A 15,472-nucleotide genomic window follows, 5' to 3' on the forward strand; every position below is an offset into this window, starting at 1 on the left:
CAATTATTGGGCAGCACTCATAAAAAATGAAGCATTCCCTTTAAAAGAATGCTTCACCGCTATTTTTTTCTGAGTTCATCTCTATCAAGTGATTGAGGGGGATTTTCCAGCCAGCCGTTGTCAATCATCATTTTTGCTCCGTCGTCTGCAAAACTGCCGACTTTGATCATCATTTTAGCATACTGGATAGCCAAATCTTTTCTAATGCTTGCACCGATTGCTATTCCAAAGTCCATTACCCCGACAGCAGTTATACTGGCGATCAGAAACATCATTAATTTATCCGAAAAAGGTGTGACCGTTGAGTCTGTAATGGACCCATCCCATGTGCTTGGATAGGCTACATCGTCATTTTTTAAGACATTGAGAAAATATTCAACATGCTCCAGGCTCATGTCATAGCCTTTTTTGAAATAATTGCTTATCATTTTTTCCTTAGCTACCTGGCTGAATGCTAGAAGCATGGTTTTGGCAATATTGGATAACTCGATATTGGTGCCCAGATGGGCAATTTCGATAGCCAGCAGCTGTCGTTTTTTCCCTGCAATCCCGCCAAGGAAGCTATGGTCTGATACATACTTTACCTGTTTAGGATATTCAATATAAGGTGATCGAATGAAGATTCCTTTTTCCTGCATAGCCTCAGCTGCCATATCAAAGAGTTTTTCGGTTTGTTCATAGTATTTCTTAAACATGCTGCGAACGTCTTCTCGGGCAGAAACTGATTTAGCAAGGGAATAGGCATTCAATCCGGTTCTGCCTAAATGATGCATAAATCTTAAATAGGTTATGTCTGAAAATAACTTGGGAGCGTCAATGTGCAAATCTTGCTCATTGAATCCATCGGGTATGGGAAATTCCTCTGCAGTAAAGAGTGAGGAAATTTCGTCTATGTGATCCTCTGCGATAGTCAATGCATAGTTCAATACCGGCAGGACATCCGGGTCTTCATTTGTTTCTATATAGTGCTTTATGCAGCAGACTGCTGCTGTATCTGCTATATAGGTATTCCAGAGCATGGCCATTTCGGACGATATCAATTTAGGAATACTGCTGCCGTTCATATTCTCACCAGCCATTTAGTAAAATTATAGTTATATACTATAGAATAGCCATTAATAACAAATTCATACCACGATATGGAAATTCATTTCCAATGTTATATTGGTCGGTATTATAAAGAAAAGAACCAGCCGGAAGGCCAGTTCTCTTAATTTAAATTTAATTCTCCAGCTTTTTGAAACCCATCTGTATGATAGGCATCCACTTTTTGAGGTGAAATGCTATAAATGTAATCACCGATATAGATAAGCCTCTCGATTGTATCTTCCCATTCTTCATAGATTGCTTTTTCTGTCTGATGGGTAATTTCACTTTGAAGCTCTATTCCGTTTTGGACAGTAATTTTGTATACTAACGCACCCTGGAAGTCGAATATGGATTCAAACTGGCTTCCTTCTTTATTCCGGTAGATTGAAATGGGGAATCCATATAGATTCCTCTTTTTATCAACGAAAAGCGCTTTATGGTCGTAGTTTAAAGTCGAGTGGGTGCCGCGGCCTCCGATTATTTCTGTATCCTTTTCAACAGGTTTACTTGTATCACTTACATCGAATAAAGATATTTTAACACCGTCCGTTGTAATAAGAGGCTGGCTGCCAGCTTCTTTGCCTCCACTAATCTTTGTATCATAACCAAAGCCAATGAGATGATTTTCATCCAAAGGATGCAGGTAATTGCTGAAGCCGGGTATTTTTAATTCGCCGAGAACAAAAGGGTTTTCCGGATTTGAGCCATCAATAACAAAGAGAGGATCGGTTTCCTTAAAAGTAACCATATAAATCCGGTCATTCATAAACCTTGCAGAGTAAATCCTCTCCCCTTTTGCCAGGTCTTCAAGCTTACCAATCTGTTTAAAGTTTTTATCCAAAATGTAAAGGTTATTGGATGAAGGAGTTCGTTCATCCCAGGCTTCCCCCTTGGTTGTCACGACTCTGAAGTTCCCATTATACTCATCCATAGAAAACTGATTTAAAACGGTGCCTTTTATTTCCGCAGATGTCTGGAATTCTACTTTCCCGTCTTTAATATTGAACTTATAGATGCTCGTATCCGGATGTGGCATCTGTCTGTTGGCGATGATTTCATTACTGTATTGAGTGGCTGCCAGGTATAAATTATTTTTGGACATATAAAATTCATTTCCGCTGCCTAAGTAGCTTGTGACTGCTAATGGTTTACTGACGTCTTTTAAATCTAATACAGCTATATTCGTATAATTTGCATTTTGAGAACCTGGAAAATACTTTATTTCATTGTAATCAACGATTTGCTGCTCTTTACTCTCGGCAGTATCGTAATAACGGGGACGCAGGTCGGCATTTTCATTTCTTTCCAGTATCCAATAGTCGGGATGATAACTTGTAATTAAATATACTTTTCCATCCATTAGCCTCGAAGCAAGCAGACTTCCCTCAATGTCTGCCTCTCTCACTTTTTTTGGTTTTTGTTTATGTTCGATATTATAAACAAATGATTTTGTGGATTGGAATGCAGGTGCAATCATTTTTTCTGCAGAAGCCTTACCAATGTGTTCAGGTACATCTTTATAACTGTGGCCCAAAACGATTAATTGGCTGCCTTCTATAAATAACTGATAGGGAGAAAAGTCTCCATTAAAAGTTAACTGGGATTCCAGCTCCATTTTATCTGCCGGAACTGCCTTGATAATCTGGACTTTATTTTCGGAGATTTTATATATGTGCGTTCCATCTGTTTTGATCAGATCGGCTTCATCAATACCCGTAACCTGCACATTCGTCCCCGAAAAATCTGTCCCTGCAGAATCTTCTGAGCTTTTTGCGCTGCTGCTCTCCTCGCTCACCGCCATATCCCTTCCGGAAAAGAAAGTCCTTTCTTCCTTAAGCATTTTTGAAAAATAACTGTTCAATTTTTTTCTTGAGCCGATTGCCGGCAATGTATTAATAACTTTAAAGGCTGTTTTTACTGATTTATTCAGATTTTGTCCTTTCTTTGTTTTAATATCATTGGTGATCACCAATGTATAGTGAGGTGAATGCAGATTATATCCTTCCTCGGGCGGCTGAATTTCAATGGATTTATTATTGTTTTTCAGAGAGGTTCTTACCTGCTCTTTTTCTCCCTTCTCATTCAGAATATAAACAGAGGCATTGTTAACACTATCCGGATTAAGTTCTTTTGAGAATGTAATATCCCACACTTTATTGTTTAAAACAACTAATTCTTCATTAGTTCCTGCCAGAGTACTCACAATTTTTAATCTGTTAAAGAATGATATAGACACAAGGATGATAAGGAATAATGTGATACACCCAAGAAAAAGCCATTTATTTTTCATGACAGACACCCCTTTTTAAGTAAGTTGACGCGCTGCCTCTTCCAATAGTTACAAATTTTTCAAGAAAATTTTTTCTGAAATTAGTGTATTTTCTTGATGACAGAGTTAAAATTTTATTTATTAAATAGAGGAAGAAGGTTTTCATTATTGCTGGATGAGAGAAACAAAACAAACGGCTTTCTATTGCTGATATTAGCTAATATGATATGGGGAGGTAATTTTGTTATAGGGAGAATTGGTGTTGATTATTTTCCGCCAGTCCTTTTTTCCCTTATGCGCTGGATCATTGCCTTTCTGCTTTTAACTCCTTTTATGTTAAAGCAGCTTAAAAATGATTGGAATATTATAAGGAAGCATATGAAAATCCTTTTGCTCCTGGCTGTGACCGGTATTGCCGGTTACAATACAATCATTTATGTTGCACTGCAATACACCACGTCTATAAATGCGTCAGTGGTAAACAGCACAACACCGCTTTTCATCGCGATAATGGCCGTATTTTTATTAAGAGAAAAGCTTCAGGCACACCAGGCATCAGGAATCCTCCTGTCAGTCTTTGGGATTATATTTGTCATTTCAAAGGGATCGGTTGAAGTGTTTCTTTCATGGAAAATAAATGCCGGTGACTTTTACGTTTTGGCAGCGGTTTTTATGTGGGCTTTGTATTCTGTGATTGGCAAAAAATATGCCGACGTGCTGCCTTTGCTGTCTGCTTTTTATGTATCTGTTTTTCTTGGAATTTTACTATTGGCGCCCTTAAGCCTGGTTGAATATTTGTGGCTGCAGGCAGCAAAACCTGTCTTCACTCTTCCCTCTATAGGAATCTTGATGTATGTTGGGTTTCTGGCTTCCATTATGGCTTTTCTATCATGGAATTTTGGAGTTCACATAATCGGAGCAGCCAAAGCGGGGGTTTTTCTCAATCTTCTTCCTGTTTTCGCTATTATCTTTGCCTTGTGTTTCACACAGGAAAAATTGTACTTGTATCAGATAATTGGCGGGGGAATTGTGATTGTCGGCATAGTCCTGTCTTCCAGGAAATCTATTCGATCGAAGAGTCATTCGCAAGAAGATACGTTTTCAGCATAAAAACTCCCCTCAGCTTATGACTGAGGGGAGTTCTCTATTATATATTACCAATCCTGGGTACGCTCTAATAAATGATCAATTTCCACCTGTCTGATCATATAGCCAAGATCTTCTTCGGCAATCTCAGATGTAGATTCCAATAGCTGATCAATATCCATTTGCACCAATCTCATAATCAGACCTCCAATTTAACAAGGTAATTATAATCTAAATTCTCTTTCCTGCTATACTATTCGCTGTTCAAATCAAAGGTATGGGGGCAGCCGGAAAATATAATCAGTATTTAATACCCGTCTTTATAGTATATAAATCATTTATGTTAAAGAAAGTTGGATGAAAGTGCATTTTTTTCACGCCTCAGCCCGCATTCGAATAGTATATATGGTTAGTTTCAAAAAAAATGCACAGGGTATAGAATCATAAAATACATTGCTGTTTGAAGGTGTCTATTATGAAATCTAACTTTAGTGATTTTGCAAAGCTATTGGAATCTGCTCTAGATAAAGGGCAAACAGATACAGAATTGACTATTCATGAACTGCTTGATGATATAAAAAGTCAGCTTGAACCTTTAATAAACAAAAAGGAAATCGGCTAACGCGCCGATTTCCTTTTTGTTGCTTTATTTTGCAATAAACATTTGTGTCCAGTAAGATCCGTCATCCGTATATCCTACACCAATATGTGTAAAGGTGCCGTTTAATATATTTTTGCGATGCCCTTCACTTTCCATCCATGCCTGCACCACTTGTTCAGGAGTCTGCTGTCCCATGGCAATATTTTCGCCTGCTGTGCTGTAATTGACTCCAAAATCCCTCATCATATCAAATGGCGAACCATATGTTGGGCTCGTATGAGAAAAGTAATTTTTCTGCTGCATATCATTCGACTTAGCTTGTGCCACACCACTTAGCGGTTTATCTGATTTTAGAGCGTTTAGCCCATTTTTCTCCCGTTCTGCATTGGTTAATTGGATTACTTTAGATTCAAAGTTGTTTATTTCATCATTTTGAGCAGCTGGTGCCTGTTCACCTTGTCCTTCTGGCGCCTGTCCGGTTCCTTCCTGTGGAGGGTTTTCTGCAGGTGCTTGCGGCTGCTGGCCTTGTTGGCCAAACGGCTGAGCAAATTGACGCCCTTCAGGCTGTCCGCCTTCCATGCCTTGATTTTGCTGCTGGCCCTCTCCAAATTGGTACAATGGCATACCGCCATCATCAGCTAATTGGCTATGAGGGAATTCCTGGCTTGGTGTTGCAGTGCTGTATGAATTAGGATCAATGGTGAGGTAACCATTATTTACTTTTTGCAATTCAAGTGGAGCAATTCCCCGTCTTTCCCTGTCCACATTCACATTATTGGTATTGCTAATTTCCTCCAGGTCATCCCCTTTTAACTCTCCTGAGTCCATGCCCTGCTGAGTATTATTACATGCAGCAAGGGTTAGAATCAGGAAAACACCGAGAAGAAAGTTTTTCTTTAATAACATAGTCTTATTCTCCTTTAAAAGTGTTAGTTTTACTTTTTTATCATACGGAGTAAGACGAAAAGTATAGGTGGAAAAATTGAGTATTCATTGAGGGGCCACTTTAAAAGGCTTTGCATAGTTTATTTATAATAGATGGGAAGGAGGATTTTCTTTGAGGCAATATATTATTACCGGCATGAATGGTGCCCATTATTACGGATATTCCCAGACGCAGTATGGTCCCTGGTATCAGCCTATTCAACAAGGCTATCCCTATCACAGTATTTGGCATCAGAGCCACTTTCATTCCCAACATTACACTGCTGCGCCGCTGCAGAGATATTTCTAAATAGGAAAAACGCATGCCCGAAGATGACATGCGTTTTTTCATCTGTTTATATAACTTGATCAGCTGTTTTTTGAATCGCTGTAATGGCCTGTTCAAGCTGATTTCTGTTCACATCATAGTGCGTAACAAAACGCACATAACTAGGGCCGAAAGTTCCTGAAAGAACTCCTTCAGCTTTCAATCTTTCAACAAATTCCGATGAATTCATCTTTAGATTTTTCACATCTGCCACTATGATATTCGTATCCACCTGGTTTACAATTTCAATCCCTCTTATATTTCCAAGCTGCTGTGCAAGATATTGGGCATTTTCATGGTCCTCTGCCAAGCGTTCTCTCATTTGAGTTAATGCAATATGGCCTGGAGCAGCTATCACGCCAGCCTGGCGGAGACCCCCGCCGAGTCTTTTGCGCCATTTTCTGGCGGCTGTTATAAAATCTCTATTCCCTGCCAGTATGGATCCGACCGGAGCACCAAGTCCTTTAGATAGGCATACCTGGACAGTATCAGAATGCTTTGCTAATTCCGAAGCCGGCAGATTCAGTGCTGCTGCGGCATTGAATAATCTTGCTCCATCCATATGTACTGGGACATTATTAGCTTTTGTAATTTTATGAATTTCCTTCATATTATCAATGGGTATTACAGCTCCGCCGGCACGATTATGCGTATTTTCCAGACAAACTAATCCTGTCTCAGGAAAATGCTGATCCTCTCCCCTAATGGCATACTCCACATCAGAGGGATCCATGGCCCCTCTTGACCCATTTAACGTTCTGGTCTGGACACCGGCAAAGGCAGAAGAAGCTCCGCTTTCATAATAAAAAATATGGCTTTCTGCTTCGAGGATAATTTCATTGCCCGGTCGGCAATGTGTTAAAATGGCGATCTGATTTCCCTGTGTGCCGCTCGTTACAAAAAGTGCTGCTTCCTTTCCAAGCACTTCAGCAGCTGTTTCCTCCAGTTGATTTATCGAAGGATCCTCTCCATAAACATCATCTCCAACTTCCGCTTCATAAGCCGCCTTTCTCATAGCTTCAGTCGGCTTTGTGACTGTGTCGCTTCTTAAATCAATCATTTCCTCACCCTGTCTCTATCTATTTTTACTTCATGTTACTGTACTATTCTGTATTTTTCAATTAATAAAAGAGCCATTGCTGGCTCTTTACAATTTTTTACAATCTGGGGGGGTCAGTTGTTTAGTTGATAATGCCGTTTCCGGCTATTTCAACTTTAACTTTTACGTTTATTGGAAGATTTGCATATACATCCTCTTTCCACTTTACAGATTCCCATACAGAAGGGTGCATGGCAATGAGTCTTCTTCCAATACCAAAACCATCACAATTGGCAGCCTGCATTTTTTTTATTGTCCTTTGCGCATCTTTAGTCAGCTCTTGAGATAACTTTTTATTTAATTTTTTTACTTTATCCTTCTTATCCAGCTTATTCTGAGGAAACTCTGTAATACTAATTTTCATTTTTACTTTTATATCCGCACCCTGTATTGAATTGTTGCTGATTTGAAGCTTTAATTTGCTTGAAGACTTAATTACATCGAATGATATAAAGTTTAATTGTCCTATTTCTTCATTTTTTGTCACTTTTTTAGTGAATCTCATGCTTTTCCCTAATTGATCATCCATAAGGATATACATTTTTGACTCATCTTCCCCAAGACTTTCACCGGTAAATGACCTTTCGTTGAACATGGCAAGTCCTTTAACTTTGACTTCATTTTCCGAAGTCAGGCCGAGGTATGGCAAGAGGAAATCTTCTCCGGGATCAAACAGCTCAGCGCAAATCGATTGGATATTTTCTTCTGTGATAAATGATACTATTTCTGTACTTACTATTAAGTTATGTAAATAATCACTAACCTTCCCTTCCTCCTGCAGCCTGCTTTTAAGGATTTCATCCGCTCTTCCTTCAGCAATCGCGATTTTGGCACTTAAGGAGCTTTTAGGATCGCGATAAAAAACGTCGAGAACCGGATATATATCCAGCTTTGCCAGTTCACTGCCAATAATCATTATTCTTAATTTGGAAGCATCAAATTTTTTGGGTGCTATTTTGTCAATATTTACTCTTCCATCCCTGGGAGTGTTCCCCGTAGCGGTAAAATATTCTGACCGGGCTTTTGATGGGGAATCCGGGCTTGTTCCCAGAATTGGTGATGTAACGCCATCACGTATTTTGCCGTCAGGTTCAAGATCAAAGCTTGCGCTCATAAAAAGCCTTGCTTCCTTTAATAAGTTCTGATCCCAGCAGCCGGTCAGGAAGATGCTGATCATCAGGAGAAGAAGTATTCTTTTAATGATAATCATAACGGCTGCTGCCCCCTTTTTGTTTTCTCTTAAATACGTAAGAAAAGACCAGCAATAGGAAAGGGATTATAATAATAAAAAGTAAACTGACATAAGACATCACTTGGGATAGCTTCTCTGTTAATCCTATAATTGACATGATTCCACTGGCGCCAAGGAAAATTACAGCTGTAAAAAGATAAACAAAGAAGCGGTTTTTCCCCTTAGGGATCTTTTTGCACTTTTTGCCGACATATAAAGGTAGCTCACAAAAGAAGTGAACACGGAAATAATCCAAATGGACAAAAAGAATAAATCGGTTCGTTCGATGATTTTAAACGAATAGGACTTTAAAATAAATAACATCGGTTCAGGAACGAGCGCAATCTCTTCTGGACTGTAATAAATAAAGTGGATAATGATCAAATAGGTGTAAAGTAAAGTAATTAGCGCATTGGCACCGGTAATTATACGGTATCTTCGCTTGTGTTCGGCATTTGTCAGTGAATAAATAACCAGAACCATCTCAAAGCCAAGCATTGCAATCACAGCTTCTTTGCTTCCCAGTAAAATATCCTTGATCCCTTCTTTACCGATAGGAAAAAGAAAATAAATATTTGCATCCTTTATCGTGTATGTGATCAAAAAGATCAGCAGAAGAAGCAAGGGTGTTACCAATGTATAAAATCGGCCAATAACTCGAATTCCCTCCCTGCAAAGAGCGGCGGCCAAAAAAGAAAATATGCCTCCAACTGCCCAGCCTGGAGTTCTGGGCAGTATCCATGTGGCAATAATTTTGTCAAAGAGCGAGAGGATCATTACTCCAATCAATAAGAAATACAGAAGATATAAGCAAATAATAAAGTTTCCGATTATCTTTCCAGCTGTTATTCTGGCGATGTCAAATATATTACTTCCATTAAATTTTTTCAGCAGGAAATAATACATAGTCAGAATGAGCTGAACAAAGACCCCTGCTACCATCAGAGATATCCAGCCGTCTGTCTTTGAAGCCTTATACATCGTGAAGGGAAGAGATAAAACTCCTACTCCGATTTGTGTTTGAATAATGATAAAAAAAAGCTGAGGAAGATCGATTGATTCTTTATTCTTCATGCTTCTTCCACCCTCTTGAATCCTTCTGCCTTAATAGATCAATGGCACCCGAGCTTTGCGGGCGCTTATTCATCATCCAAAGCGGAAGCCTGATAAATGTGTCTTTTATTTCTTTTAGACGAAATGGTGCAAACGGGGCAAAATACGGAACGCCAAAGGACTCAAGTCTGCATAGTGCAATTAATATATAGATGATCCCAAACATTAAACCAACAAAGCCCATTATGGAAGCGAGAATCATCAGAGGGAAACGGAGGAGCCGGACGGTTGTGCTCATTTCATTTGACGGTACCACAAAAGAGGAAACCGCAGTTAAAGCAACCACAACAATCATAATATTTGAAATGAGCCCTGCATTAACAACCGCATCGCCAATGACAAGTCCCCCTACTATTCCAATTGTTTGCCCAATCGGCCTTGGCAGACGTATTCCTGCTTCACGAATTAATTCAATGGTCAGTTCCATCATGAACGCTTCCAATAATGGCGGATACGGTATTCCCTCAACTGAATTTTTCAACGGAATCACTAATTCATGGGGAATTACTTCATGATGGAAAGCATTAATGGCGATATAAATCCCCGGAAGTGTAATAGCTATGACGAAACTCACAAACCGGAGAACACGGATAAATGTTGCCGGTATCCATCTGCTATTGTAATCGTCAGGTGACTGATAGAAAGTAACAAACGTTGCAGGCATTATTAAAGCTGTAGGGCTGCCTTCAGCCATTAAGATAATCCTGCCTTCCGTTAAGTTTGCCATTACACGATCCGGACGTTCTGTGTTAAGGATTTGCGGGAATATGCTGAATGTATTATCCTCAATATACTCTTCAATATAACCGGGACTGATAATCAAATCCGCTTTAATAAATGAAAGTCTTCTCTTAATCTCTTTGACAATCTCCTCATTTGCTATTCCTTTCAGGTATACTAATGAAATTTTCGTTTTTGACTTAGTCCCAATGTTCATATAGCTGACAGTTAAATCCGGACTTTCGATACGGTTGCGGATCAGGAATATATTGGTCTGCAGGTTTTCTATAAAACCATCATGCGACCCTCTAACTACAACTTCATTTACAGGTTCCTGGATCGTTCTTTCCAGCTCTTTTGGAAAGCTTACCATATAAATTTTCTGTGATTCAGGAAGGCAGACCGCAAAGCTCCCTTTTAACAATAAGCTGATGATTTCTTCTTGATCTTTTGTCTCCTTGCCGTTGAGAGAAATCAAAAACTCTTCAATGTGTTCCCCTTTTAAGTTGGATAGGGGCACAAATACAAGCTCATAAAATTTCTCTTTTGAAACAACAGACTCAAGGTAAAATATCCTGATTTTCTGGTCATTAACTTGAATATTCCATTCCCTGAAATCCTGGGTTTCTTCGAATTTATCCACAAAAGATAATAGCGGCGGCTGCATAGATTGATCCGTATTTTTATTGAGTTTGCGGATTTTCTTGATTTTCAGGTTGCGAAAGTTCATCTTGCTGCACCACGATTCGGATTTTTTAAGTATTTTATCCTCCATTATCGAAAAAATCCCTTGGGAAAAATTAACTGAATTAAAGTTCATAAGTTGTTCAAAAGTTTATTTTGGTGTTAAAACGTTGCCGTAATGCTATTTGCAGAAAATGAAGTGTTGTACCAAATGTTTACATTTATTTCCTTCTAACTTTTGTCACAACTTTTTATTTTTGCTTATGTTAATATCATTTACACAGTGATAACTAAGTTAAATAAGTGTTTCAAGGGTGTGCAATTTTTCCATCTATATATTTTTTTGGTATGTTTGTGAAAACACGCACATTATTTGTGAATTATTTAACAATAGTTTTTGTTTAAAGGAGATGAACCATCAGATGAAGAAAATGCTGCTCTCTTTAACAGCTATATTGCCGATGCTTATTCTCAGCGGCTGTAATATGGTTGTGTTTGAACCGCAGGGCCCTGTTGCAAGAAGTATTACCGAATTAATTAACTGGTCCCTGATCTGGATGCTTCTTGTTGTAGTAGTCGTATTTGGATTATTCGGCTACATCGTCTGGAAATATCGTGAGAAACCAGAAAATAAGGATTATGAACCGCCTGAGGAACATGGAAGCACACTCCTTGAAATTATCTGGACCGGGATTCCGATCTTAATTGTCATTGCGTTAACGATCCCGACCGTAAAAACACTTTATGCTCTCGAAGAAGCACCAAAGGGCTACGAAGAAAAAGAGCCTATTACCATACATGTTACATCTGCAGACTGGAAATGGATTTTCAGTTATCCAGAAGAAGGAATTGAGACGGTGAACTATGTCAATATTCCAGAAGATAGACCTGTACTTTTCAAAATGACTTCAGCAAGCACTATGCAATCTTTCTGGGTGCCTGCACTTGGCGGACAAAAGTACACCATGCCGAAAATGGAAACAGAATTATATCTTGTTGCAGACAACCCTGGATCATATGAAGGCCAGAATACGAACTTTAACGGCCGCGGCTATGCGGATATGAAATTTGAAGTGCTTGCCCAAACCCAGGAGGATTTCGACCAATGGGTTGAAGATGTTAAGGATACAGCGCCTAAATTGACAGAGAAAGAATACGTAGGGCTGCTGAAGCCTACTCATTTAGGAAGGCTGACCTATTCAAATACTCATTTGGAATGGGTGAATCATGCTGATCCCGACTCTAAGGCATATACAAATCCTGAACTCTACAGAGGTCATGGGTATCAGGGCAAGACATTCGAAGAAGACGATAATTATAAAAATGAGAAACCGAATGTAATTGAAGGTCATGGTGAAGATAAAGGCCATGACGATAGTGAAGAAAACCATGGAGGTGACCATCATGGGCATTAAATGGGATGAGTTTTTTATTACTGGAGATCCCCTTATACTAGGTTCCCAGATTGCCATTTTGCTGACAATGATTGGTGCAGTGGCAGGGATTACCTATCTGAAAAAATGGAAATACCTGTGGACAGAATGGCTGACTACAGTTGATCATAAAAAAATCGGTATTATGTATATCATCTCCGCCGTATTGATGTTTTTCCGCGGCGGGATGGACGGGCTGCTGATGAAAGCTCAGACATCACGTCCTGAAATGGAATTCCTGAATTCACAGCATTACAATGAAATTTTCACAACACACGGTGTGATTATGATTCTTTTCATGGCGATGCCGTTTTTGATTGGTTTAATGAACGTTGTCATTCCGCTGCAGATCGGTGCACGTGACGTTGCCTTCCCTCAGCTGAATGCTCTAAGCTTCTGGCTGTTCTTCAGCGGAGCTATGCTATTCAATATTTCCTTCGTTATCGGAGGGTCACCTGATGCAGGCTGGACTTCCTACTTCCCTCTTGCAGGCAAGGAATTCAGTCCGGGAATCGGCAATAACTATTATGCAGTTGCCCTGCAGATTGCCGGTATCGGTACATTAATGACAGGTATCAACTTTATCGTCACGATTCTAAAAATGAGAACAAAAGGCATGACACTGATGAAAATGCCGATGTTTACGTGGACTACATTCGTAACATCCATTCTGATTGTGGCTGCTTTCCCTATTTTCACAGTCGCATTGGCATTGATGACGTTTGACCGTCTATATGGAACACACTTCTTTACCGTATCCGGCGGAGGCATGGATATGCTTTGGGCTAACCTGTTCTGGCTATGGGGACACCCTGAGGTATATATTGTTGCCCTTCCTGCTTTCGGGATTTTCTCCGAAGTCATTGCAACTTTTTCAAGAAAATCATTGTTTGGATATAAATCGATGGTATTTTCCATCCTTGGAATTGCCCTTCTAAGTATGGTTGTATGGGTTCACCATTTCTATACAATGGGTTCAGGACCTGCAGTTAACTCATTCTTCTCCATCACGACGATGGCGATTGCCATCCCGACTGGAGTTAAGATGTTCAACTGGCTGTTTACGATGCGGAAAGGCCGCATAAAAATAACTTCTGCGATGCTTTGGGCACTTGCATTCGTTCCTTGCTTTGTCATCGGCGGGGTTACAGGCGTCATGCTGGCAATGGGTGCAGCGGATTATCAGTATCACAATACCTTATTCCTGGTTGCCCACTTCCACTATGTATTAATTCCGGGTGTCGTGTTTGCGGTATTTGCAGGCCTGTACTACTGGTGGCCAAAAATGTTCGGCTTCATGCTGAATGAAAAACTCGGAAAATGGCATTTCTGGCTATTCGTTATCGGCTTTAACGTAACATTCATGCCTATGTTCTTCCTTGGATTAAACGGAGCTGTAAGACGTGCATACACATACTCTGCCGAATCAGGCTTTGCACCTCTATTCATGCTTTCAGCGATTGGTTCTATTGTTCTCGCAGCCGGATTCGCTGTATTCTGCTATAACATTTACTGGAGCATCCGCTATGCGGACAGAAACATCTCAAGCGACCCATGGGATGCAAGAACACTGGAATGGTCTACTGCATCACCTGTTCAGTTCTATAACTTTGCGAAGCTGCCGGAAGTGAAATCACTTGATCCATTCTGGCACATGAAGAAAAAGAATGAAGGCTTAACATTGCATGACAGTGAAATAGAAGAAATTCATATGCCAAGCAACTCATGGGTACCGATTTATATGGGTGTTATCTTTGGCATCGCAGGCTTCTTCCTTGTGTTTGAATGGCACATCGCGGCAGCTGTTGCCGGAATTGGCATTTTTGCCGGATTGATTATCCGTTCATTCGATTACAATGAAGGCTTCCATGTTTCAAAAGAAGAGATTCATAGAATTGAAAATGCGTGGAGAAAAACAGAAGGAGAGGTGCACGATCATGTCAGCTAAAGTGGATACGACTCTGCCGCTTGAATATCAAACTGAGCAGGACCGCATGAATATTCTTGGCTTCTGGGTTTTCCTTGGCGCTGAAATCGTCCTGTTTGCCACTCTGTTCGGAGTATATGGAGTTTTATATGAACGCTTTGCAGGAGGGCCAACACATAAAGATATCTTTGTCATCAAGGATGTCATGATACAGACCGTGCTCCTTCTGACAAGCAGCTTTACAATGGGCATTGCCATTTTTGAAATGCGCCGGCATAACCTTAAAGGGCTAATCACCTGGCTGGTGATTACCCTGGCTCTTGGCGCAGGCTTCCTGTTCATGGAGATTAATGAATTTATTCATTATGCCCATGAAGGCGCAACGATGCAGACAAGCGCATTCCTTTCCAGCTTATTTGTTTTACTGGGAACACATGGAGCTCACGTAACTTTGGGAATTGGCTGGGCAACGATGGTTATCATCCAGCTTCTAAAAAGAGGCCTTACCCCTACTACTGCAAGGAAAACGTTTATTATCGGCCTTTACTGGCACTTCCTTGATGTAGTCTGGATCTTTATCTTCACATTTGTGTATCTGAAAGGACTGGTGGCTTAAATGGAGCATCATCAATCAAAAAGCTTCCCGATAAGCCATGTCATTGGATTTGTAGTTTCCCTTGTGCTGACATTTGCAGCAGCAGGAATTGCTTTGAAAACGAACCTTTCTTTTAAAGTGATCATGTGGATCATCGGCTCACTGGCTGTCGTTCAGGCAGGCATGCAGCTGTTCATGTTCATGCACTTAAGAGAAGGTGAAGACGGCAAGACGAACCTGGTCAATATGATTTATGCCGTATTTATGGTGATTGTTATTGTAGTCGGTTCTATTTGGGTGTTAACCTCTGGACATGCTTCACATTAGGATAGAAGCGCCTTGATCACGACGCTGGAGCTAGACAGTATAAAAA

General features: G+C 40.1%; 14 protein-coding genes. 6 read left to right on the forward strand and 8 right to left on the reverse strand.

Annotation, left to right across the window (positions count from 1 at the left end):
- Positions 1–59: 59 nt before the first annotated feature.
- Positions 60–1,064 carry a DUF3231 family protein gene (locus CHI10_RS03065; protein ID WP_095242836.1) on the reverse strand — a complete coding sequence of 335 codons (1,005 nt, stop codon included), beginning with the start codon at positions 1,062–1,064 and terminating at the stop codon, positions 60–62.
- A 146-nt stretch (positions 1,065–1,210) separates the two neighbouring features.
- On the reverse strand, positions 1,211–3,379 hold the full coding sequence (locus CHI10_RS03070) for a beta-propeller domain-containing protein (RefSeq protein WP_095242838.1): 2,169 nt from the start codon (positions 3,377–3,379) through the stop codon (positions 1,211–1,213).
- 147 nt (positions 3,380–3,526) lie between these two features.
- Between CHI10_RS03070 and CHI10_RS03075 the strand changes: the two genes are divergently transcribed.
- On the forward strand, positions 3,527–4,468 hold the full coding sequence (locus tag CHI10_RS03075) for a DMT family transporter (protein ID WP_095242839.1): 942 nt from the start codon (positions 3,527–3,529) through the stop codon (positions 4,466–4,468).
- Between the two features lie 44 nt (positions 4,469–4,512).
- On the opposite strand, the gene CHI10_RS22585 is transcribed toward CHI10_RS03075, so the two are convergent.
- On the reverse strand, positions 4,513–4,641 hold the full coding sequence (locus CHI10_RS22585; RefSeq protein ID WP_258750318.1) for a hypothetical protein: 129 nt from the start codon (positions 4,639–4,641) through the stop codon (positions 4,513–4,515).
- Positions 4,642–4,919: 278 nt separating this feature from the next.
- Here CHI10_RS22585 and CHI10_RS22200 point away from each other — a divergent pair, with 278 nt between their 5' ends.
- Positions 4,920–5,066 carry a YwzD family small protein gene (locus CHI10_RS22200; protein WP_179288937.1) on the forward strand — a complete coding sequence of 49 codons (147 nt, stop codon included), beginning with the start codon at positions 4,920–4,922 and terminating at the stop codon, positions 5,064–5,066.
- Positions 5,067–5,090: 24 nt separating this feature from the next.
- On the opposite strand, the gene CHI10_RS03080 is transcribed toward CHI10_RS22200, so the two are convergent.
- From CHI10_RS03080 to CHI10_RS03100, 5 genes are all read right to left on the reverse strand, one after another.
- Entirely contained in the window at positions 5,091–5,951 is an 861-nt protein-coding gene (locus CHI10_RS03080; RefSeq protein ID WP_286136959.1) for a CAP domain-containing protein, read from the reverse strand.
- Between the two features lie 374 nt (positions 5,952–6,325).
- A complete protein-coding gene (ltaE, locus tag CHI10_RS03085; RefSeq protein ID WP_095242841.1) occupies positions 6,326–7,357 on the reverse strand; it encodes a low-specificity L-threonine aldolase in 1,032 nt (343 codons plus the stop codon).
- A gap of 121 nt (positions 7,358–7,478) precedes the next feature.
- Positions 7,479–8,606 carry a Ger(x)C family spore germination protein gene (locus CHI10_RS03090; RefSeq protein WP_095242843.1) on the reverse strand — a complete coding sequence of 376 codons (1,128 nt, stop codon included), beginning with the start codon at positions 8,604–8,606 and terminating at the stop codon, positions 7,479–7,481.
- Positions 8,607–8,768: 162 nt separating this feature from the next.
- A complete protein-coding gene (locus CHI10_RS03095; protein ID WP_095242845.1) occupies positions 8,769–9,701 on the reverse strand; it encodes a GerAB/ArcD/ProY family transporter in 933 nt (310 codons plus the stop codon).
- The gene (locus CHI10_RS03100; protein WP_286136963.1) at positions 9,691–11,190 is read right to left on the reverse strand and encodes a spore germination protein; all 1,500 of its coding nucleotides are present in this window, start codon (positions 11,188–11,190) and stop codon (positions 9,691–9,693) included. The genes CHI10_RS03095 and CHI10_RS03100 overlap by 11 nt, the downstream gene beginning before the upstream one ends.
- A 376-nt stretch (positions 11,191–11,566) precedes the next feature.
- Between CHI10_RS03100 and qoxA the strand changes: the two genes are divergently transcribed.
- The 4 genes from qoxA to qoxD are packed head-to-tail and all read left to right on the forward strand — an operon-like array spanning position 11,567 to position 15,426.
- A complete protein-coding gene (gene qoxA, locus CHI10_RS03105) occupies positions 11,567–12,559 on the forward strand; it encodes a cytochrome aa3 quinol oxidase subunit II (protein ID WP_095242847.1) in 993 nt (330 codons plus the stop codon).
- Positions 12,549–14,525, forward strand: coding sequence for a cytochrome aa3 quinol oxidase subunit I (gene qoxB / locus CHI10_RS03110; protein WP_095242849.1), 1,977 nt, complete (start codon positions 12,549–12,551; stop codon positions 14,523–14,525). Before qoxA ends, qoxB begins: the two co-directional genes overlap by 11 nt.
- The gene (gene qoxC / locus CHI10_RS03115; RefSeq protein WP_095242851.1) at positions 14,515–15,120 is read left to right on the forward strand and encodes a cytochrome aa3 quinol oxidase subunit III; all 606 of its coding nucleotides are present in this window, start codon (positions 14,515–14,517) and stop codon (positions 15,118–15,120) included. Before qoxB ends, qoxC begins: the two co-directional genes overlap by 11 nt.
- Positions 15,121–15,426 carry a cytochrome aa3 quinol oxidase subunit IV gene (gene qoxD, locus CHI10_RS03120; protein WP_076262278.1) on the forward strand — a complete coding sequence of 102 codons (306 nt, stop codon included), beginning with the start codon at positions 15,121–15,123 and terminating at the stop codon, positions 15,424–15,426. It begins immediately after the preceding gene.
- Positions 15,427–15,472 lie beyond the last annotated feature (46 nt).

Source organism: Bacillus sp. 7894-2 (genome assembly GCF_002272225.1).
Classification (GTDB): domain Bacteria; phylum Bacillota; class Bacilli; order Bacillales; family Cytobacillaceae; genus Cytobacillus.